The sequence below is a fragment of the Massilia suwonensis genome, from assembly GCF_042655665.1.
Taxonomy (GTDB): domain Bacteria; phylum Pseudomonadota; class Gammaproteobacteria; order Burkholderiales; family Burkholderiaceae_D; genus Telluria; species Telluria suwonensis.
This window is the reverse complement of the sequence record NZ_JBHSMR010000013.1, coordinates 230,261-249,779: the sequence shown is the minus strand read 5'-3', so window position 1 is coordinate 249,779 and position 19,519 is coordinate 230,261. Positions and strand designations below refer to the sequence as shown.

14 protein-coding genes are annotated in these 19,519 nt (G+C 67.8%); 6 read left to right on the top strand and 8 right to left on the bottom strand.

Annotation, left to right across the window (positions count from 1 at the left end; translation table 11 throughout):
- Positions 1 to 41: 41 nt before the first annotated feature.
- From ACFPQ5_RS09010 to ACFPQ5_RS09000, 3 genes are read right to left on the bottom strand one after another with little or no spacing between them, the layout of a single operon-like run.
- Complete coding sequence (locus ACFPQ5_RS09010) at positions 42 to 389, bottom strand: hypothetical protein (RefSeq protein ID WP_379753814.1); 348 nt, start codon at positions 387 to 389, stop codon at positions 42 to 44.
- Between the two features lie 41 nt (positions 390 to 430).
- Positions 431 to 1,069, bottom strand: coding sequence for a 3'-5' exonuclease (locus ACFPQ5_RS09005; protein WP_379753811.1), 639 nt, complete (start codon positions 1,067 to 1,069; stop codon positions 431 to 433).
- Positions 1,070 to 1,079: 10 nt separating this feature from the next.
- The gene (locus ACFPQ5_RS09000) at positions 1,080 to 2,336 is read right to left on the bottom strand and encodes an Hsp70 family protein (RefSeq protein ID WP_379753807.1); all 1,257 of its coding nucleotides are present in this window, start codon (positions 2,334 to 2,336) and stop codon (positions 1,080 to 1,082) included.
- 156 nt (positions 2,337 to 2,492) lie between these two features.
- On the opposite strand from ACFPQ5_RS09000, the gene ACFPQ5_RS08995 reads away from it, so the two are divergent.
- The 4 genes from ACFPQ5_RS08995 to cphA (ACFPQ5_RS08980) all read left to right on the top strand — a co-directional run bounded on the left by ACFPQ5_RS08995 (position 2,493) and on the right by cphA (ACFPQ5_RS08980) (position 7,469).
- Positions 2,493 to 2,948 (top strand): DUF2244 domain-containing protein, encoded by a 456-nt coding sequence (locus ACFPQ5_RS08995; RefSeq protein ID WP_379753804.1) that lies wholly within the window; start codon positions 2,493 to 2,495, stop codon positions 2,946 to 2,948.
- 140 nt (positions 2,949 to 3,088) lie between these two features.
- On the top strand, positions 3,089 to 3,997 hold the full coding sequence (locus ACFPQ5_RS08990) for an isoaspartyl peptidase/L-asparaginase (protein WP_379753801.1): 909 nt from the start codon (positions 3,089 to 3,091) through the stop codon (positions 3,995 to 3,997).
- On the top strand, positions 3,997 to 4,881 hold the full coding sequence (locus ACFPQ5_RS08985) for a cyanophycinase (RefSeq protein WP_379753798.1): 885 nt from the start codon (positions 3,997 to 3,999) through the stop codon (positions 4,879 to 4,881). Before ACFPQ5_RS08990 ends, ACFPQ5_RS08985 begins: the two co-directional genes overlap by 1 nt.
- Complete coding sequence (gene cphA, locus ACFPQ5_RS08980) at positions 4,878 to 7,469, top strand: cyanophycin synthetase (RefSeq protein WP_379753795.1); 2,592 nt, start codon at positions 4,878 to 4,880, stop codon at positions 7,467 to 7,469. The genes ACFPQ5_RS08985 and cphA (ACFPQ5_RS08980) overlap by 4 nt, the downstream gene beginning before the upstream one ends.
- Positions 7,470 to 7,717: 248 nt before the next feature.
- On the opposite strand, the gene cphA (ACFPQ5_RS08975) is transcribed toward cphA (ACFPQ5_RS08980), so the two are convergent.
- The 3 genes from cphA (ACFPQ5_RS08975) to ACFPQ5_RS08965 all read right to left on the bottom strand — a co-directional run bounded on the left by cphA (ACFPQ5_RS08975) (position 7,718) and on the right by ACFPQ5_RS08965 (position 13,179).
- Positions 7,718 to 10,351 (bottom strand): cyanophycin synthetase, encoded by a 2,634-nt coding sequence (gene cphA / locus ACFPQ5_RS08975; RefSeq protein ID WP_379753792.1) that lies wholly within the window; start codon positions 10,349 to 10,351, stop codon positions 7,718 to 7,720.
- Between the two features lie 96 nt (positions 10,352 to 10,447).
- The gene (locus ACFPQ5_RS08970; protein WP_379753789.1) at positions 10,448 to 11,908 is read right to left on the bottom strand and encodes an iron-containing redox enzyme family protein; all 1,461 of its coding nucleotides are present in this window, start codon (positions 11,906 to 11,908) and stop codon (positions 10,448 to 10,450) included.
- Between the two features lie 149 nt (positions 11,909 to 12,057).
- Positions 12,058 to 13,179 carry a 6-phosphofructokinase gene (locus ACFPQ5_RS08965; RefSeq protein WP_379753786.1) on the bottom strand — a complete coding sequence of 374 codons (1,122 nt, stop codon included), beginning with the start codon at positions 13,177 to 13,179 and terminating at the stop codon, positions 12,058 to 12,060.
- 190 nt (positions 13,180 to 13,369) lie between these two features.
- Between ACFPQ5_RS08965 and ACFPQ5_RS08960 the strand changes: the two genes are divergently transcribed.
- Together ACFPQ5_RS08960 and ACFPQ5_RS08955 are read left to right on the top strand one after the other, a co-directional pair.
- A complete protein-coding gene (locus ACFPQ5_RS08960) occupies positions 13,370 to 14,890 on the top strand; it encodes an FAD-dependent monooxygenase (RefSeq protein ID WP_379753783.1) in 1,521 nt (506 codons plus the stop codon).
- A gap of 309 nt (positions 14,891 to 15,199) precedes the next feature.
- Positions 15,200 to 15,478 carry a hypothetical protein gene (locus ACFPQ5_RS08955; RefSeq protein WP_379753781.1) on the top strand — a complete coding sequence of 93 codons (279 nt, stop codon included), beginning with the start codon at positions 15,200 to 15,202 and terminating at the stop codon, positions 15,476 to 15,478.
- 17 nt (positions 15,479 to 15,495) lie between these two features.
- Here the strand turns inward: ACFPQ5_RS08955 and ACFPQ5_RS08950 are convergent, their stop codons facing one another.
- The gene (locus tag ACFPQ5_RS08950; protein ID WP_379753779.1) at positions 15,496 to 17,091 is read right to left on the bottom strand and encodes a TerC family protein; all 1,596 of its coding nucleotides are present in this window, start codon (positions 17,089 to 17,091) and stop codon (positions 15,496 to 15,498) included.
- 223 nt (positions 17,092 to 17,314) lie between these two features.
- Positions 17,315 to 19,516, bottom strand: coding sequence for an aldehyde oxidoreductase molybdenum-binding subunit PaoC (gene paoC, locus ACFPQ5_RS08945; RefSeq protein ID WP_379753776.1), 2,202 nt, complete (start codon positions 19,514 to 19,516; stop codon positions 17,315 to 17,317).
- Positions 19,517 to 19,519 lie beyond the last annotated feature (3 nt).

The window sequence follows — 19,519 nt, the reverse complement described above, 5'->3', positions numbered from 1 at the left end:
TTCCGGCAAGGCGCAGGAAGGCCATCGGATACGGCGGTTCTCTAGATCGAAAGCGGCGGCGCGCGCGAATGGAAGGCGCAGACCGTGGACGGCGCGCGCTCGGTGGTGGCGAGCCCGATGATGCGTTCGGCCTGCAGGTCGAGCGGCGCGAATTGGCGCGGGGTGCTGCCGATGGCGCTCGCCATCTGGGCAAAGGCCAGGCACTGGAAGCAGCTGCGGTCCTGGGCGACGGCGCTGGACAGGTCGCTGTCCTCGTCCGCCTGCACGCTGGCCGCGACCGCCGTCCCGAGCTTGCCGGTCCAGTGCGACATCGCATGCGCGAACGCCATCTGCTGGGACACCAGCAGAAGCAGCGAGAGCAGGATGTGGACGAGGCGGCGGCGCATCATGATGGCGGCATTGTAATGCGCACGCGGCAACTACGGAAAGCTTATGCGCTGTTTTTTTCGGCCGCGTATTTACCGAGCCAGGTCGGCACCTTGGCCGCCGCCAGCTTGTTGATCGACACCAGCAGCTCCGGCGCCACCTGCGGCAGGTTGTAGGAGCTGCCGAGATGGCGTCCGATGTGGATCAGCACTTCGGCCGCGACTTCGGCATCGGCCTCGGCCCGGTGGGCCGCGCTGCGGAAGGCGATGCCGAGCTGGCGCGAGAGCGTGCCCAGTTTATAGCTGGGCATGCCGGGGAAGACGCGTCGCGAGAGCTTGAGCGAACAGACCAGTCCCGAGTGGCCGCAGGCGTGCCCCAGGCGCTCGGCCTCGGCCAGCAGGAACTTCTCGTCGAAGCTGGCGTTGTGGGCCGACAGGGTGTCGCCGCCGATGAAGTCGAGTAGCTCGGGCACGACCTGGCGCGCCGGCGGGGCCGAGTCGACCATCTCCTGCGTGATCCCGGTGAGCTGGGTGATGAAGGACGGGATGCGCGCATTGCAGTTGACCAGCGAGACATAACGCTCGGTGACCTGCCCGCCCTCGATCCGCAGGGCGGCCACTTCGGTGATGCGGTCGCCCATGGCGGGCGACAGGCCCGTGGTCTCGAAGTCGAGCATCACAATGGGGCGTTCAAAGATAGACATGCAGTCCTTTTTATCCGAATTTACGGAGCGCGTCCAGCGCCAGGCCGGCGCCGATGCTGCCGAACAGGTCGCCCTCGACCTTGCGCGCATCCGGCAGCAAGGCGCCGATACGGGCGCGCAGCAGGCCCACGCCGCTCGAACCGCCGGTGAAGAACACGGTATCGACGGCGCTCGGCGCGACGCCGGCGTCGTCCAGCAGACGCAGCACGGTGGCGTCGATGTTGTCGAGCAGCCCGCCGATCGCGGCTTCGAAAGTCCCGCGTTCCACCATCAGGCTTTCCGGCGGCGCCAGGCGATCCAGCTCCAGCGTCACCTGCTCGCGGTCGGACAGCCCGATCTTCGCGCCCTCGACCTGCATCGCCAGCCAGTGGCCGGCGCGGTCCTCGATCAGGGCCTGCAGGCGCTTGAGTTTCGAAGCTTCGCTGGCGTCGCGCACCAGGTCGTCGAGCTGGGCGATGCTCTTGCGGGTATAGGCCTGGTTGATCGTATGCCAGGTCGCCAGGTTGAAGTAATAGCTGGACGGGATGTCGGCGCCCGAGCGCAGGCTGCTGCCGTAGCCCAGCAGCGGCATGACCGAGGCCAGGCTCAGGTACTTGTCGAAGTCGGTGCCGCCGATGTGCACGCCGCCGGTGGCGAGGATGTCCTCGCGCCGCTCCGGCTTGCCGGCGCGGCCCGGCCCCAGGCGCACTAGCGAAAAGTCCGAAGTACCGCCGCCGATGTCGGCGATCAGCACCAGTTCCTCGCGGTCGATCTGGGATTCGTAGTCGAAGGCGGCGGCGATCGGCTCGTACTGGAAGGCGACCTCGCGGAAACCGACGCTGCGCGCGACTTCCAGCAGCGTGTCCTCGGCCAGCCTGTCGGCCTGCGGGTTCTCGTCGATGAAGAACACCGGACGCCCGAACACGGCGCGCTCGAAACCACGCCCGGCCTGGCTTTCGGCGCGGCGCTTCACTTCGCCGATGAACTGGGCCAGCAGCATCTTGAACGGCAGGGCGCGGCCCGCCACTTCGGTCTGGCCGTCCATCAGGCTCGTGCCCAGCAGGCTTTTCAGGGAGCGCATCAGGCGCCCTTCGTAACCGGCCAGGTAGTCGGCCAGCGCCGCGCGGCCGTAGCGCACCTCTTCGTCGTCGGCGTTGAAGAACACCACCGAAGGCAGCGTGGCCTTGCCATCCTCGAGGGCCAGGAGGGTACTTGCACCCTGCCCTGCACCGATCCAGCCAACCGTGGAATTCGACGTACCGAAGTCGACGCCGCAAGCGTTCGTCATAACTGCCTTTCTTTGAAGGGGCGAGATCTTACCAGAAATCACGTTCCCTGGCGAAGGGTCAGCCAACGCCGTTGCGCGCCGGTCACGTCCATGCGCGCGGCATGTCAATACGCCCTCTCCTATAATGAACGAACCCTCTTCCGGCCCTCCCCGTCCATGGCGCACACCTGGATCCTCAAGCGCAACTGTTCGCTGACCCCGCGCCAGTCGGCCGCGGCCTACGTGCTCTTGTGCACCGCATCCTTCGCCATCGCCCTGGTCTTCCTGCTGCAGGGCATCTGGATCGTGCTCGCCTTTTCCCTGCTCGAGATGCTTGCGGTCGGCTGGGCGCTGCTGCATTACGCGCGCCACGCGCTGGACGTCGAGCGGATCGCCCTCACCGAGCGCAGCCTCGTCGTCGAGCGCGTCGACGCCGGGCGCCATACCCGTTTTCAGCTCGACCCGATCCGCACCCGCATCCAGCCGCCGGCGCCGCGTGCGCGCAAGCTGATCCTGCTGGAGTCGCCGGGCAGCAGCGTCGAGATCGGCAGCTACGTCTCCGAGCCGGTCCGCCAGCAGGTGGCGCAGGAGCTGGCGCGGGCAATGCGCAGCCATCCTGGACGGCTACGGTGAATGTTGTCATCGATGTAAGTGTCATCTTACATTCGCACGGCAGCGTAACCGATAGGGATTTTCTATTAGCTTTTTTATAATCCTTTCTCAGATATGCCAAACGTCACGAGCGCGAAGGCAACAATAGAGAGGAAGACGGAGTGAGCGACAAGGAACATGGATTCGCCATCGTCGTCCACGGCGGCGCGGGCGAACCGTTGGACTACACCGACGGCTGCGACAAGGCGGCGAAGCGGGCGCGCGACATACTGCTCGAAACCGGGGATGCCCTCGACGCGGCGATCGCCGCCGTCATGGTGCTCGAAGAAGACGAACGCTTCAACGCCGGCACCGGCTCGGTACTGTGCCTGGACGGCGCCACCATCGAAATGGACGCCTCGATCATGGACACGCGCGGGCGTCTGGGCGCGGTCGCCGCCGTGCGCGACGTGCGCAACCCGATCCTGCTGGCGCGCGCGATTGCCGACACCCCGCACGTGGTGCTGGCCGGCGAAGGCGCCGAGCGCCTGGCCCGTTCGCTCGGACTGGAACGGGCGAAGCCGATCAGCGCCGCGCAGCGCAAGAAACACGAAGAACTGCTGAAGGAACTCGCCGGTTCGGTGCCTGCCATGCCCGGCATCGACAACCGCATGTTCGAGCGCTTCTGGAACTACAAGACCCCGCTGCAGCTGCCCAAGGGCGCCGCCCACGACACGGTGGGCGCCGTCGTGCGCGGCCCGGACGGCCACTTCGCCGTGGCCGGCTCCACCGGCGGCTCGGCGCCTTCCCTGCTCGGCCGCGTCGGCGACACCGCCATCATGGGCAGCGGTTTCTATGCCGGCTCCCTGGGCGCGATCGCCGCCACCGGCGTCGGCGAACACATCGTTCGCCACATGCTGGCCCGCACCGTTTACGGCTACCTGGAACAGGGCATGCCGCTGCAGCAGGCGCTGCAGCGCGGCCTCGACCTGATCGACAAGGACGTGGACACGGGCCTGATCGGCGTCACGAAGACGGAAGCGGCGTCCTGCAGCAACACCCACATGCCAACCTCCATCGTCGAACAATAATGAAAACCGAACCGCACCAAACCGCATCGCACGGCCACCTCGTCATCATCGGCGGCCACGAAGACCGCCTGTACGGCAAGGAGATCCTGAGCCGCTTCGTCGAACTGTCCGGCGGCGAGAACGCCCGCATCGTCGTCATCACGGCCGCCAGCAAGGTGGCCGACGAGATGTGGGAACAGTACGACCGCGCCTTCGGCGACCTCGGCGTCAAGCAGCGCTCCCACCTGACGCTGGACAGCCGCCAGGACGCCAACAACGAAGAGAAGGTGCGCATGGTGGCCGAGGCCGACGGCATCTTCATGACCGGCGGCGACCAGAAGCGCCTGCTCGCCATCATCGGCGGCACGGCCCTGGACGCCGAGATGCACACGGCCTTGAAGGTGCGCGGCGCCTGCATCGGCGGCACCAGCGCCGGCGCCTCGGCCATGTCGGGCCACATGCTGGCCCAGGGGAAGACCGACCTGCTGCCCGAGAAGGGCGCCGTCAGCCTTGCCGCCGGCCTCGGCTTCCTGCACCGCGTCGTCATCGACCAGCACTTCTCCGAGCGCCAGCGCCTTTCGCGCCTGCTGTCGGTGGTGGCGCAAAACCCCTATTTGCAAGGCATCGGCATCGACGAGGACACGGCCCTGGTGGTCGAGCGCGGGCGCGGCATCGAGGTACTGGGCGAAGGCTCGGTCACGATCGTCGACGGCCGCACGATGGACACGAATATGGCCGACATCCGCGAACGCGACACGCCGGAACTGATCGACGTTCGCCTGCACCTGCTGCCCGCCGGCAGCCGCCACTACCTGCCGAGCGACGACGAACCCCAGGTCAAGCCGATGTCGCCCTCGCTGCGCGATTTTTTAGAAAATGTAACGAAACGGAACCCGATCTCATGAGAATCCTCGAACAACGCTTCCTGCGCGGCCCGAATCTGTTCAGCGCCGCGCCCTGCCTGATGGCCATTGTCGACTGCAGCGGCATGGATGTTGCGCCCGGGTTTGGCGCGCGCCTGCTGGCCCTGCTGCCGGAGCTGTCGCCGGAGGTATCGGCACGCCTGGCGGGCCTGACGAATCCGGCCCAGGCCATCGAACCGGTCGTGATGGAGCTGCAGCGCCTCGCCGGCGCCCCGGCCGACTTCAGCCAGACCCTGGACGTGCCACGTAAACCCGACGCCCGCCGCGCCGTCTGCGGCTACCGCACCGAGCAGGTGGCGCGCCAGGCCTTCGAGGTCGCGCGCGACCTGGTCGAGGCGGTCGCGCGTGGCGAGGACTTCGACGTCGCCGCCGCCGTCGCGGAACTGCACGAGACGGCCGAAGACTACGCGATCGGCACCAGCACCGGCGCCGTCGTCAATGCCGCCATCAAAAGAGGCATCCCGGCGCTGCGCATCACCGACGAAGCGAACCTGTTCCAGCTCGGCTGGGGTTCGAAGCAGAAGCGCCTGCAGGCGACCATCACCGGCGCCACCAATTCGATCGCGGTCGGTATCGCCAGCGACAAGCAGCTGACCAAGACCCTGCTGGAACAGGCCGGCGTGCCCGTGCCCGCCGGCTCCACCGTCACCTCGCTGGCGGAAGCGCAGCGCGTGGCGCGCCGCCTCGACGGCCCGGCCACCATCAAGCCGCTCGACGCCAACCAGGGCAAGGGCGTGACCACCACCTGCACCACGCCGGAAGAAGTCGAAGCGGCGTTCGAACACGCGCGCAAGTACGGCCGCCACGTGATCGTCGAAGAGTTCCTGGAAGGCCGCGACTACCGCGTCCTCGTCACCGGCAACAAGATCGCCGCCGCTTCCTGGCGCCGTCCGCCCTGCGTCACGGGCGACGGTACCTCCACCGTGCGCGAGCTGGTCGAGGTCGAGAACCGCAACCCGGCGCGCGGCGAAGGCCATACCAACATCCTGACCAGGATCCCGATGGACGCGCTGGCCGAAAGCACGCTGGCGAAACAGGGCTACGGTTTCGATTCGGTCGTCCCGAGCGGCGTCACCGTCGACCTGCGCGGCAACGCAAATCTCTCCACCGGCGGCACCGCCGAAGACGTGACCGATCTGCTGCCGGAAGAAACCCGCGAGATCTGCATCCGCGCTGCGCGCACAATCGGTCTCGACGTGGCCGGCATCGACGTCATCTGCCAGGACATCTCAAAGCCCTTGCGCGAGCAGCGCGGCGGCATCATCGAGGTCAACGCGGCGCCCGGTATCCGCATGCACCAGTATCCGAGCCGCGGCACCCCGCGCGACGCCGGCGCCTCGATCGTCGAGGCCCTGTTCGGCGAGAGCGACGGCCGCATCCCCGTGGTGGCGATCACCGGCACCAACGGCAAGACCACGACCTCGCTGCTGATCGAGCACACGGCGCGTCTCACCGGCCTGCACACGGGCGTGACCACGACTTCGGGCGTCTACATCGACGGCCAGATGGTACGCGAAGGCGACTGCACCGGCTACCACTCGGCGCGCACCCTGCTCACCGCGCCGGAAGTCGACTTCGCCGTGCTGGAAACGGCGCGCGGCGGCATCCTCAAGCGCGGCCTGGCCTACGACCGCTGCGACGTCTCGGTGGTGCTGAACGTCTCGAGCGACCACCTGGGCCTGGACGGCGTCGAGACCATCGAGGATCTCGCCAGGGTCAAGGCGGTGGTCGCCCAGCGCGCCTCGCGCGCCGTGGTGCTCAATGCCGAGGACGACCATTGCGTGGCGATGGCCAAGGACCTGGCCGACACCGTCGAAGTCCTGTACTTTGCCCTCGACGCCGACAATCCGGTGCTGCTGCGCCACCTGGAGCGCGGCGGGCGCGGCGTCTACTTCGAGGACAATGCCGTGGTGCTGGCCAACGGCGCGCGCCACGAAGCCCTGCTCGACGTGCGCGAGATGCCCGTCTCGCTGAACGGCTGCGCGCGCTACAACATCGCCAACGCCCTGGCCGCGGCCGCTGCCCTGGCGGCGAGCGGCTTCGGCAACCCGGAGATCGTCGCCGGGCTGCGCTCCTTCGTCTCCGACAGCAAGCACAACCCGCTGCGCTCGAACGTGTTCGACGTCGAAGGCGTGACCGTGATCGTCGACTACGCCCACAACTGCGCCGCCTACGCCGCACTGGCGGAAACGGCGCGCGCCATGACGCCGGGCCGCGTGGTCGGCGTGGTTGCCGCGCCGGGCGACCGCCGCGACGCCGACCTGGTCGACATCGGCCGCACCTGCGCAGCGGGCTTCGACGACCTTGTCGTCTACGAGACCGAGAACCGCGGCCGTGCGGATGGGGACGTCGCCGCGCTGCTGGTGCAGGGTGCGCGCCTGGGGCGGATCGCGGCGGACAAGCTGTCGCAGGAGCTGAACGTGCACGCGGCGATCCGCAAGGGCCTGACGCTGTGCGAGCCGGGGGACGTGCTGGTGTTCGGTTGCGGATCGTCGATTTCCGAGTTGACCGAGGCGCTGCGGCCGACCAGGCCGGAGATTGCGCAAAGGATCGAGGCGGAAGCGGTGTAATTGTTTGACCGTCTGTGGGAAGCGGCCTTCATGGGCCGCTTTTTTTTCGTCCGCCGCCAACCATCCGGCGTTGTAAACGCGTGGGCTCGGGGAGCCCACCCTACGATTCGCGGCGGTCTCGACCAAAATCGCCGAAGGCTGCGTACCGTAGGGTGGGCACTCCGTGCCCACGCGGTTCACCGCTCGCCAAACGCCTGCGCATAAAAAAACCCCGCACACGGCGGGGCTTCCTTAACAACGCAATCAATTCAAACCGTCTGCGCCTCGATCTTGTCCGCGCTCTCCGGATCATCCACCCGCAGCGCATCGATGAAGGTCTTAAGCGATGACCCGCAGGCAAATACCAGCACGTCCCCCGCCCGGCACAGCGACAAGCCAAGCCGGATCGCCTTGTCCACCTCGATCTCGCGGTGCGTCGTATCCGACGGCCCGATCACCTTCTCGATGCCCTCGATGATCAGGTCCACCGCCCCGCCCACCGGACGGCCGCGGCTTTGCGATTCGTACACCACCAGCTCGTCGAAACGCTCGCCGCACACTTCGCCGATCTGGATCAGGTCGCTGTCGCGGCGGTCGCCCGGCGCCGTCACGATGCCGACCAGCTGGCCCGGCAGCAGCGCGCGCGCCATCTCGGCAAGCGCGGCGTACGCCGCCGGATTGTGGGCGTAATCGACGATCACGGTCACGCCGCGCACGTCGAAGACGTTGGTGCGCAGCGGGTTGGTCTTGCTGTCCGAGACAAAAGTAGACAGGCCGGCCGCGATCTGCAGGTTCGAAAAACCCGAGGCCATCAGGGCCGCACTGGCGGCCAGCGCGTTGGCGATGTTGTAGCGCGCGCGTCCGCCGAAGGAGGCCGGCATCGCTTCCACCCGCATCAGTTCCTGCTGCAGGCTGCCGTCGGCGATGACGATGGCATTGTCCTGCAGGTAGGCGCCGCGCCCGCCGTCTTCCAGGTGCTTCAGCAGCACAGGATTCTCGGCGTCCATCGCGAAGAACACGATTTCTGCGCCCGGTTTCGCGCGCCGCACCATCGATACGCACAGCGCGTCCTCGGCATTAAGCACCACCGCCTTCGAGGCCGAGCAGGCCACCACGGCCTTGACTTGCGCCAGGTCTTCGATGGTGTCGACGCCGTCCAGGCCGAGGTGGTCGGCCGCCACGTTCAGCACGACGCCGACGTCGCACTGGTCGAATGCCAGGCCGCGTTTCAGGATGCCGCCGCGCGCCGTTTCCAGCACGGCGAAGTCGACGTCCGGCGCCGACAGCACGGTGCGCGCCGACCAGTAGCCGGTGCAGTCGCCCTTGACCAGGCGCTTGCCGTTGACGAACACGCCTTCGGTGGTGGTCACGCCCGTGCCCAGGCCGGCCACGCGCGCGGCATGGGCGATCATCAGGGTGGTCGTGGTCTTGCCGTTGGTGCCGGTGACGGCGACGACCGGAATGCGGCCGTTCGAAGGGCCCATCAGGCCGTCGACGATGGCCTCGCCGGCGTCGCGCGGCTGGCCGGCGCTCGGATGCTGGTGCATGCGGATGCCGGGGGCGGCGTTGACTTCGATGACGGCGCCGCCCTGCTCGTCGAGCGGCACGGCGATGTCGCGGCAGACGATGTCGATGCCGGCCACGTCGAGGCCGATCTTGTTCGCCGCGCGCACGCACAGGGCGCGGGTCGATTCCGGGAGGATGTCGGTCACGTCTTCGGCGGTGCCGCCGGTGGACAGGTTGGCGTTGCTGCGCAGTTCGACGCAAACGCCCGGCGCCGGCACGGAATCGGGCGCATAGCCCTGGCGGCGCAGCATGTCCTCGGCATGGGCGTCGAGCGCCAGGCGGGTCAGCACATTGCTGTGGCCCGCGCCGCGCGACGGGTTCTGGTTTTCGATCTCGACCAGTTCGGTAATGGTCGAGACGCCGTCGCCGACCACGTGGGCCGGACGCCGGAAGGAAGCGGCGGCAATGCGGCCGCCCGCCACCAGCACGCGGTAGTCGCGGCCTTCGACGAAGCGTTCGACGATGATGCGGCGCCCGTATTCGCGGGCGAATGCAAAGGCCTTCTCGACTTCCTCGGGGGTGGCGCACTTGGTGGTCACGCCCTTGCCCTGGTTGCCGTCCAGCGGCTTGAGAGTCACGGGTACGCGCAGGCGGCGCGCGATGCGCTGGGCTTCTTCGACCGTGGTGACGGTGCCGCCTTCGGGCACCGGGACGCCGGCTTCCTGCAGCAAGGCCTTGGTCAGCTGCTTGTCGCTGGCGATCTTGACGGCGACGTAGCTGGTGTCGCCCGTGGTGGTGGCCTGCAGGCGCTTCTGCTTGGAGCCCCAGCCGAGCTGGAACAGGTTGGCTTCATCGGTGATGCGCGAGTACGGGATGCCGCGCTCCTGGGCCGCGGCCAGCACGGCCGCGGTGCTGGTGCCGATCGCATAGCGGCGGCCCAGCGAACGCAGTTCCTCCAGGCGCGGCGCGATGTCGAAAGCCTCTCCCTTGGCGAGCGCCGTGACCAGGTCCACCGCCAGCTGGAAGCTCGGCTCGGCCAGCTTCTCGATCGCGTACTGGACCACCACGCGGTATTGGCCGGGGCGGCCGGCGGCCGGACGCGTGCGGCCATAGCCGACCGTGGGGCCGGCCAGCGACTGCAGGGTCAAGGTGACGTGTTCGACCACGCGCGCCAGATAGGTGCCGGCGCGCAGGCGCTGGGCGAAGCCGCCCGGCTGGCCGGTCGGCAGCAGCTGGCCGTGCAGCGACGGCAGCGCCTCAAGCAGAGCGTCGTTGAAGCCAGGTAGGTCTTTCGAGGAGACCCCGTACAGGTCTTCCAGGTCGATCACGCTGAGCAGGCAGGGGGTATCCGCGTGGACGTTCGGTCCGCGCAGGAATCGTTGTTCGAGGATATACACGAGAGAATGTCCCTATTGTTGGATATTTTTATGTGTGCGTGAAAATGGCCGGTGTCCCTGGGGGAATCCGGCCGGGTGAAACGTGTGCGCGCCTTCCTAGCTGTCGAGCAGCTGCGTGTACATGCGCGTGGCCATCAGGCCGGCAGCGCCGTGGTGATTCGCCGGCGTCATCAGTTCGAGCAGCAGCGCCATCGCCTCGGGCTTGCCGGCGGCGGCGGCCACGCGCTGTTCAAGCAGGCCCAGTTCGTTGTCCGATTCCGTGTCGCGGGCGGCGCGGCGGCGGATCAGGCCGCGTTCGGGGAAGCTGGTCGAGCGCTCGGCATGCCCGCCGAGGTTGTCGAGGGTACGCTGGCGCGCGCGCCAGGTCAGCGTGCGTTCCGGCTTCACCGCGGTGCCCGGCACGCTGACGATCCAGTCGCGCAGCACCTGCTGCTCGTAGCTCGAGAAGACGCCGAACATCTCGGCGCGCTCGCCTTCGATCAGGCGCCAGAAGCGGCTGTTCGCCACCTCTTCGCCGCGCTTGATCCAGCCGGCCGATTCCAGCGCCGAGAGGAAGCCCGGGATCTGGCCCGGTTCGGCCAGCCAGTCGTTGACGGAACGGCCGGCGACGCGGCAGTAGTCCGAGTGCATGTTCTTGCCGACCGTGCTCTTCTGGGCGAGGATGTTCACCAGCTCGTCCTGCAGGTCGAACCCGGCGATCACGGAATTGGTGCTGGCGCCCAGCTCGTTGAGGCGGTAGCCGTCGAGCACGCGCTTGTAGAAGGCGGCGCGGTCGCCCACCTGCGGCATCAAATCGAGCAGGGCTTGCACCGCCTTCTGGGCGTGGCCGGTGGCGGCGTTGTCGACCGTGACGTGCAGCTGGAAGTAATACGGATCGATGCCGAATTCGTTCAGCTCGTAGGAGGTGATCAGGAGGTGCAGCGGCAGCTGTTCGTAGCCCAGGTTGAAGCCGATGACTTCCGGCAGGAAGCGTTCGGCATTGTGGCCCAGGGCCAGCTGGATCGCGCCCTGCACGAAATGGTCGTCGCTCAGCTGTTCCCAGCCGTCGATGCCGTGGGTAGCGAGGAGTTTACGGTAGATCGTGACGTGGTTCTTGCTCGGCGCGCCCTCGCCCAGCTCTTCCAGGTAGGTCTTGATCAGCGGATGGAAGTCCGGGCTGTCCCAGTGCCTGAGCATGCCGTACAGCCAGGAGCCGTCGACCAGCTTGGTCGGCGCCACCGACTTGATGAAGTTCAGCGCATGCGCCTTGGTATGGAAGTAGCGGAGCGGCGCCCCGCCCTTGCGCGCGGCCAGGTACTCGCGGTACTGGATGCCCACGGCTTCGCTGCGAGCCTCGATCCAGGCCGGCAGCTGGGCCAGGGTCGGCGGCAGGTCGGCCGGGATGTCCTGCACGGCGGCGATCTGCTCGCGCAGCCAGGCCTCGCCGGCGCGCGCAGTGTTCAGCGGATCGGCGTAGAGGGCGAAGTAGAGTTCGCGGGCGCGTCCCTCGGCGGAGCCTCGGGCTTGTGGCTGGGCCTGGCGTGGAACGGCTACGGCGTTGTCGAGCGATGGCATCATAAAAGTTTGTTCACAATCTTATTGAATGATTACCGGAATTATCCGGGCTGGACCATGCATCGGGGATCGGCACGCGCGCCCAAAGGGTGTAAGACAAGCCTTACAAAAGTAATAAAATGTTATTGAAACGCGGGTCAAATGCGTGTCATTCAGCCATCGCCGAGGCAAATGCCCAGTTCACGGGCAGTGTCGATGGTGTCGCCGTCGGCCGGCACGGTACGGGTGCGGCCGGCGACCTCCGCCAGCGGCACCAGCTCGATGGCCTGTGGGCCGAGCGCGACCATGACGCCGTGCTGCCCGGCGGCCAGCGCGCGCACCGCCGCCGCGCCGAAACGGGCCGCGATCACGCGGTCGAAACTGGACGGACTGCCGTCGCGCAGCAGGTGGCCGAGCACGACGCTGCGGCACTCCTTGCCGCATGCGGCAAGCTGGGCTTCGAGGCGCGCGCCGATGCCGCCCAGGCGCTCGGCATGTCCTTCGGCGGCGGCCGCCTTGACGGCGCGCTCGCCGCCCAGCTCCTGCGCGCCTTCGGCGGCAACGACGATCGCATGGTGGTGGCCGCCGGCGTCGCGCCGCGCAATCGCTTCCAGCACGGGTTCGATACGGTAGGGAATCTCGGGCAGCAGAATCGCGTGGGCGCCGCCGGCGATGCCCGCGTGCAGGGCGATCCAGCCGGCGTAGCGGCCCATCACCTCGACCACCATCACCCGGTGCTGGCTGTGGGCCGTGGTCTGCAGGCGGTCGATGCACTCGGCGGCGAAGCCGACCGCCGTATCGAAGCCGAAGGTGAAGAAGGTGCGGTCGAGGTCGTTGTCGATGGTTTTCGGTACGCCGACCACGCGCAAGCCGTGCGTATGCAGGGCCTGGGCGATGCCCATCGAGCCGTCGCCGCCGACGATCACCAGCGCATCCAGGCCGCGCGACTGGCACAGGTCTGCCACCTCCTGCGTGCGGTCGCGCTCGACGGGCGCACCGTCCACGCCGATGCCTGGATAGTGCAAGGGATTGCCGCGGTTGGTGCTGCCGAGGATGGTGCCGCCCAGGTGGCCGATCGATTGCACGTCCAGGCCGCGCAGGCGCAGCACCGGTTCGCCGGCGCAGGTCTCGGGCGCGAGCAGGCCGTTGAAGCCGTCGCGGATGCCGTAACACTCCCAGCCGAGGCGCTCGGCCGCCAGCACGACGGCGCGGATCACGCCGTTCAGGCCGGGGGCGTCGCCGCCGCCGGTGAGCACGCCGATGCGGCGGATCGGACCTGCAGTGTGTGCGCTCACCATTCCTCCCGGCTGGTCTGTTCCAGCCACATGATGCGGGCAGACGGGGACCGGCGGCGCACGTGTGCGGGGCGCAAAGCCAACACCTTTGCGGGCCGCGCGCCATGCAGCTGGCGACACGATATGGTCCCACGCGATACAGCAATCCGGCGTAGCATGGCCATGGAGGACATCCGAACCGGGAGCGGCCATGAAAGAGTCCGAAATCCTGATCGTCGGCGCCGGCCCCAGCGGCCTGGTGCTGGCACTGTGGCTGCACGCCTGCGGCGTCACCCCGCGCATCGTCGACGCCGCGCCCGGCCCCGGCACGACTTCGCGCGCGCTGGCCGTGCAGGCGCGCACGCTCGAGCTCTACCGCCAGCTCGACCTGGCCCAGCCCGTGGTGGACGCCGGCCACCCCATCGAGTTCTTCAATCTCTGGGCCGAAGGCGAGCACCGCGCACGCATCCCGCTGGGCGCGATCGGCGCCGGGCTGACGCCCTACCCCTTCTTCTTCATCTACCCGCAGGACCGCCACGAGCGGCTGCTGGTGGATCGCCTGGCGGCGGCCGGCATCGAGGTCGAACGCAATGTCAGCCTGACGGGTTTCCAGGACCGCGGCGGCCATGTGGAAGCGACGCTCGTCGATGCAAGGGGGGCCGAAGAACGCTGCGCCGCCCGCTGGCTGGTGGGCTGCGACGGCGCGCGCTCGAAGGTGCGCGAAATCATGGATGTCGGTTTCCCCGGCGGCACCTATCGGCAGGTCTTCTACGTGGCCGACATCGAAGGCGACAGCCCCGCCCTGAACGGCGAACTCAACCTCGACCTGGACGAATCGGACCTGCTGGCCGTGTTCGCCACCGCGCCGAAGGGCCGCGGCCGCCTGGTGGGCACCGTGCGCGAGGACCGGGCCGAGCACGCAGACCAGCTGCAGTTTTCCGACGTCAGCCAGCGCGCGATCGACAACCTGATGATCAGCGTGCGCATGGTGAACTGGTTCTCGACCTACCGGGTGCACCACCGCGTCGCCGATCACTTCCGGCGCGGACGCGCCTTTCTCGTCGGCGACGCCGGCCACATCCACAGCCCGGCCGGCGGCCAGGGCATGAATACCGGCATCGGCGACGCCATCAACCTCGCCTGGAAGCTGGCCGCCGTCGCGAAAGGGCAAGCGCCCGAGGAACTGCTCGACAGCTACGAAGCCGAGCGCCTGCCCTTCGCCCGGCGCCTGGTGCATACGACCGACCGCGCCTTCAGCTTCCTCACAGCCGACGGTCCCGTGGCCGAGATCGTGCGCACGGGCGTGGTCCCGCGCATCATGCCGCTGGTGGCCAAGCTGCCCGGCGCGCGCGAATTCCTGTTTCGCACCATCTCGCAAACCCTGGTGCACTACCGGACCGCGCCGCTCAACGGGGGCAGCGCCGGCAAGGTGCACGGCGGCGACCGCCTGCCCTGGATCCAGAAAGACGGCGGCGACAATTTCGCCCCGCTGCCCGAGCCCGGCTGGCAGGTGCACGTCTACGGCCAGGCGCGGCCGGACATCGTCACCTGGTGCGCCCTGCACGGGGTGACGCTGCGCCAGTTCGAGTGGAACGCCGCCTGCGCCGCGGCCGGACTGGCCGAGCATGCGGTCTACCTGCTCAGGCCCGACACCTATGTCGGGCTGGCGGCTGGCAGTCCGTCGATCGAGGTAATGGACGATTACCTGCGGGCGAATGCCTTGCGCCTGTGAGGCCATGGGCCAATGTCGGTCGCTCAGGCCGAGACAGGTGCGCACCGTAGGGTGGGCTCTCCGAGCCCACGCGGATACGTGCCTTCAAGATCGTCGATACGTCATGGGAACCGATACGTATCACCGCGTGGGCTCGGAGAGCCCACCCTACGGTGCACGACGGCCAACTAGCAGTTCCGCTCAACGGACTGGCATTAGGCCATAGCAGTTTACGTACGGCAAAGCTGCGCCGCCTGAGCCGGTTTGGCGCGAAGATGGTGCTCACACGCTGCCATGCGCACGCAGCGGGCGCCAACCCACAGGAGAACCATGGAACTCACCGTCAACAACAGCACCACCGCCGCCACCCTCGTCACCGTCTTCGGCGAGCTGCAGGACGGCCACTACGTCGCCAAGGTCATGCCGGAAACCGACGTGCCCTACACGCCCTATTTCGAGAACGAGCTCGACCAGGTGATCGTCTACATCTCGCCGGACGAGGAGCAGCTGGCGGCCATTTTGAAGGCCCTGAACGAGCGCCGCCTGCCCTTCGGCGACCTGCAGAACTACGGCGCGGCCGGCGGTGGGACTTCGGTCATTCCTGTGTAAGCCCAGCTTGTAGGGAATCAGCGGGGGCGCGGCGCGCCTGGGCCCCGGCCATTGCGCCCGCCGCGCTGCGCAGTCGCATCGGCCGCGACGCGCGTAACGAGGACGCAAGCGATGCGCCGGTCTTCGACCTCGGCCACCTCGAAGCGCAGGTCGTCGACCACGACCTGTTCGCCGACCGCGGGCAAGGCGCCCAGGCGCTCAAGCAGGAAGCCGGCCAGCGAACTATAGTCGTCGCTCTCGCTCACCAGCGTGTCGACGCCCAGTTCCCGTTCCACGTCGTGCAGGTCGGCTGCGCCATCGATGCGCCAGCTCCCTGGTCCCTGGCGCAGCACGGCCGGCTGCTCGTCCTCGTCGGGGAATTCGCCGGCGATCGCTTCCAGGATATCGATCGGCGTCACCAGGCCCTGTAGCGTCCCGTATTCGTCGGCGATCAGCACCAGCTGGCCGTGCGAGCGCTTCAGGGTGTCCATCACCTTCAGCACGTCGCCCGTCTCGGGAATGATGATGGGCGTTCGCACGTGGGCCGGGTCGATCCGTCCGCCCAGGGCCAGGTCGGCCATCAGGTCACGTGCCCGCACCACGCCGATGATCTCGTCGAGCTGCCCCTTGCAGACCGGGAAGAAGCTGTGCGGCGTCTCCATGATCTGGCCGCGGATCACCTCGGCCGGGGAATCGATGTCGATCCAGGAGATGTCGGCGCGGTTGGTCATGATCGAGCGGATCGAGCGCTGCGACAGGCTCAGTACGCCGCTGACCATGTGGCGTTCGGCCGGCTCGAAGGCTTCCTCGTCCCGGGTTGCGCGCGGCGCGTCGCCGGCGCCGGCGGCCGGCGCACTGGTCCCGCCCAGCATGCGCAGGATGGCGTCGGCCGTGCGCTCGCGCAGCGGCACGCGGCTTTCCTCCCGCGCCAGGTTGCGCGAGGCCATCTGGTTCAGGGCCTCGATCGCCACCGAGAAGCCGATCGCCGCGTACAGGTAACTCTTCGGGATGTGGAAGCCGAAGCCCTCGGCAATCAGGGACAGCCCGATCATCAAGAGAAAGCTCAGGCACAGCACGACCACGGTCGGGTGGGCGTTCACGAAAGCGGTCAGGGTCTTCGAGGCGAACAGCATCACGCCCATCGCCACCACCACGGCCGCCATCATCACCCACAGCTCGTCGACCATGCCGACCGCGGTGATCACGGAATCGAGCGAGAACACGGCATCGAGCGCGATGATCTGGGCCACCACGACCGTGAAGCTCGCGTATTCGACGACGCTGCTGCCTTGCGCGGTCTTTCCTTCTACCCGCTCGTGCAGCTCCATGGTCGCCTTGAACAACAGGAACAGGCCGCCCAGCAGCAGGATCAGATCGCGTCCCGACAAATCCAGGCTGCCGAGCGTGAACAGGGGTTCGGTCAGCGACACGATCCAGGAGATCATGGTCAGCAGGCCGACCCGCATCAGCATCGCCAGCGAGAGGCCGAGCAAGCGCGCGCGGTCGCGCTGCTCGGGCGGCAGCTTTTCCGCGAGGATGGCGATGAAGATCAGGTTGTCGATGCCGAGCACGATCTCGAGCACCACGAGGGTCGAGAACCCTATCCAGATGTTCGGATCGGCCATCCATTCCATGTTTTGCTTCTCCTTCGGCGTTGTAGGGTGGGCACTCCGTGCCCACGCGGTACGTGTCCATGCTCACACCTGCGGCAATGCCTGATTGCTCGTATCGCAAACGACACCCGTGTCGCGCACGTCCGTAGGGCACCCGACAAGGCACGAGCGCATAATCAGCGCCACGTATGCCAGAGCCGTGCGTACCGCGTGGGCACGGAGTGCCCACCCTACAAAAGCGTGGTCAAACGTACGCCGGCAGCTTCGGCAACAGCTTGTCGAGCGTGATCGGATAATCGCGCACGCGCACGCCGGTGGCGTTGTAGATCGCGTTCGCCACCGCCGCCGCTACGCCGCAGATGCCGAGCTCGCCCACGCCCTTGGCCTTCATCGGCGAGCTCATCGGGTCGGTCTCGTCGAGGAACACGACTTCCTGATGCGGGATGTCGCCGTGCACGGGCACCTCGTAGCCGGCCAGGTCGTGGTTCACAAAAAAGCCGATCCGCTTGTCGACCACCAGGTGCTCCATCAGCGCCGCGCCCACGCCCATCGTCATCGCGCCGATCACCTGGCTGCGCGCCGACTTCGGGTTGAGGATGCGCCCCGCCGCGCACACGGCCAGCATGCGCCGCACGCGCACCTCGCCGGTGGCGGAATCGACCGCCACCTCGACGAAGTGGGAGCCGAAGGTCGACTGCTGGGTCTTCTTCTCCAGGTCGCCGTACTCCATCATGTCCTCGGCCGTGACCTCGCCGTCGCGTGCGAGCTGGGCCAGCGGCACCGAGCGCGTGCCGAGGCGCACCGCCCCGTCGGCGAACTCGCTGGTGGCCGGATCGAGCCCGGCCTTGGCGGCAAGCATCTCGCGCAGCTTGACGCAGGCGGCATACACGCCGGCCGTGGACGAGTTGCCGCCCCACTGCCCGCCCGAACCGGACGATACCGGGAAGCTCGAATCGCCCAGGCGCACGGCCACCTTCTCGATCGGCAGACCCATCATCTCGGCCGCGGTCTGGGCGATGATGGTGTAGCTGCCGGTGCCGATGTCGGTCATGTCGGTTTCGACCGTGACGCTGCCGTTTTTTTCGAGCCGCACGCGCGCGGCCGACTTCATGTTCATGTTGTTGCGGAAGGCCGAGGCCACGCCCATGCCGATCAGCCAGCGCCCCTCGCGCCGCTTGCCAGGTTCCGGGTTGCGGTTCTTCCAGCCGAAGCGCTCGGCGCCCTGGCGCATGCATTCGACGAAACGGCGCTGCGAGAACTTGCGCGAGCGGTTTTCCGGGTCCACCGTCGTGTCGTTGACGATGCGGAAGGTGACCGGGTCCATCTTCAGCTTTTCCGCCATCTCGTCGATCGCGATTTCCAGCGCCATCATGCCGGGCGCCTCGCCGGGTGCGCGCATCGCGTTCGCTTCCGGCAGGTCCAGCGTCGCCAGTTTCAGCTGGGTGAAGCGGTTCGGCCCCGCGTACAGGAGGCGCGTCTGCTGGACCGCCGTTTCCGGCTGGCCGCCCGGCAGGTCGCCGGAGGTGCTTTCGTGGGCGATCGCCGTGATCCGGCCCTCGCGGGTGGCGCCGATGCGGATGCGCTGGATGGTCGCCGGGCGGTGCGTGGTGTTGTTGAACATCAGCGCGCGCTGCAATGCGATCTTGACCGGACGGCCGGCCGCACGGGCGCCCAGGGCCGCCATCAGCGCCTCGGAACGCAGGAACAGCTTGCCGCCGAAGCCGCCGCCGACGAAGGGCGAGACCAGGCGCACATTGTCCTTGGGGATGCCGAGCGTCCTGGCCATGTCTTCCCGGCTCCAGTTGATCATCTGGTTCGCCGTCCAGACGGTGAGCTTGTCGCCCTCCCAGACGGCCAGCGAGGCATGCGGTTCCATCATCGCGTGCGACTGGTCGGGCGTGGTGTAGGTGGCGTCCAGCTTCACCGGCGCGCTCGCAAAGGCCGAGGCGAAGTCCCCGGCTTTCGTTTCCGGCTTTTCTTCCTTCTTCGGCAGCTTGGCGCTCCTCGATGCCTGCTTCAGGTCGTACTGGCCCTTGGCCTTGACGTATTCCACCTTGACCAGGCTCGATGCGGCCCGTGCCTGCTCGAAGGTCTCGGCCACCACCACGGCCACGGCCTGGTGGTAGTGCTGCACTTCCGGACCGGCCAGCAGGCGCGCCGTGTTGTATTTGCCCTTGTCGATCTTGCCGGCGTTTTCATAGGTGACGACCGCGAGCACGCCGGGCGCGCGCTTGGCGGCGGCCGTGTCGATCGAGGCGATGCGGCCCTTGGCGACGGCGGCGCCGATGATGTAGCCGTAGGCCGGGTTCGGCGCCGCCGCATGCTGCTCGTAGGCATAGGGCGCGGTGCCGGTGGTTTTATAGGGGCCGTCGATGCGGTCGAGCGGCTTGCCGACGACTTTGAGCTGGTCGATCGGGTTGGTGGTGGCGGGCGTATCGAATTTCATGTC

Coding starts and splice junctions, on each gene's coding strand:
- ACFPQ5_RS09010 (WP_379753814.1), bottom strand. CDS start 389: ATGATGCGCCGCCGCCTCGTCCACATCCTGCTCTCGCTGCTTCTGCTG.
- ACFPQ5_RS09005 (WP_379753811.1), bottom strand. CDS start 1,069: ATGTCTATCTTTGAACGCCCCATTGTGATGCTCGACTTCGAGACCACG.
- ACFPQ5_RS09000 (WP_379753807.1), bottom strand. CDS start 2,336: ATGACGAACGCTTGCGGCGTCGACTTCGGTACGTCGAATTCCACGGTT.
- ACFPQ5_RS08995 (WP_379753804.1), top strand. CDS start 2,493: ATGGCGCACACCTGGATCCTCAAGCGCAACTGTTCGCTGACCCCGCGC.
- ACFPQ5_RS08985 (WP_379753798.1), top strand. CDS start 3,997: ATGAAAACCGAACCGCACCAAACCGCATCGCACGGCCACCTCGTCATC.
- cphA (WP_379753795.1), top strand. CDS start 4,878: ATGAGAATCCTCGAACAACGCTTCCTGCGCGGCCCGAATCTGTTCAGC.
- ACFPQ5_RS08970 (WP_379753789.1), bottom strand. CDS start 11,908: ATGATGCCATCGCTCGACAACGCCGTAGCCGTTCCACGCCAGGCCCAG.
- ACFPQ5_RS08960 (WP_379753783.1), top strand. CDS start 13,370: ATGAAAGAGTCCGAAATCCTGATCGTCGGCGCCGGCCCCAGCGGCCTG.
- ACFPQ5_RS08955 (WP_379753781.1), top strand. CDS start 15,200: ATGGAACTCACCGTCAACAACAGCACCACCGCCGCCACCCTCGTCACC.
- ACFPQ5_RS08950 (WP_379753779.1), bottom strand. CDS start 17,091: ATGGAATGGATGGCCGATCCGAACATCTGGATAGGGTTCTCGACCCTC.
- paoC (WP_379753776.1), bottom strand. CDS start 19,516: ATGAAATTCGATACGCCCGCCACCACCAACCCGATCGACCAGCTCAAA.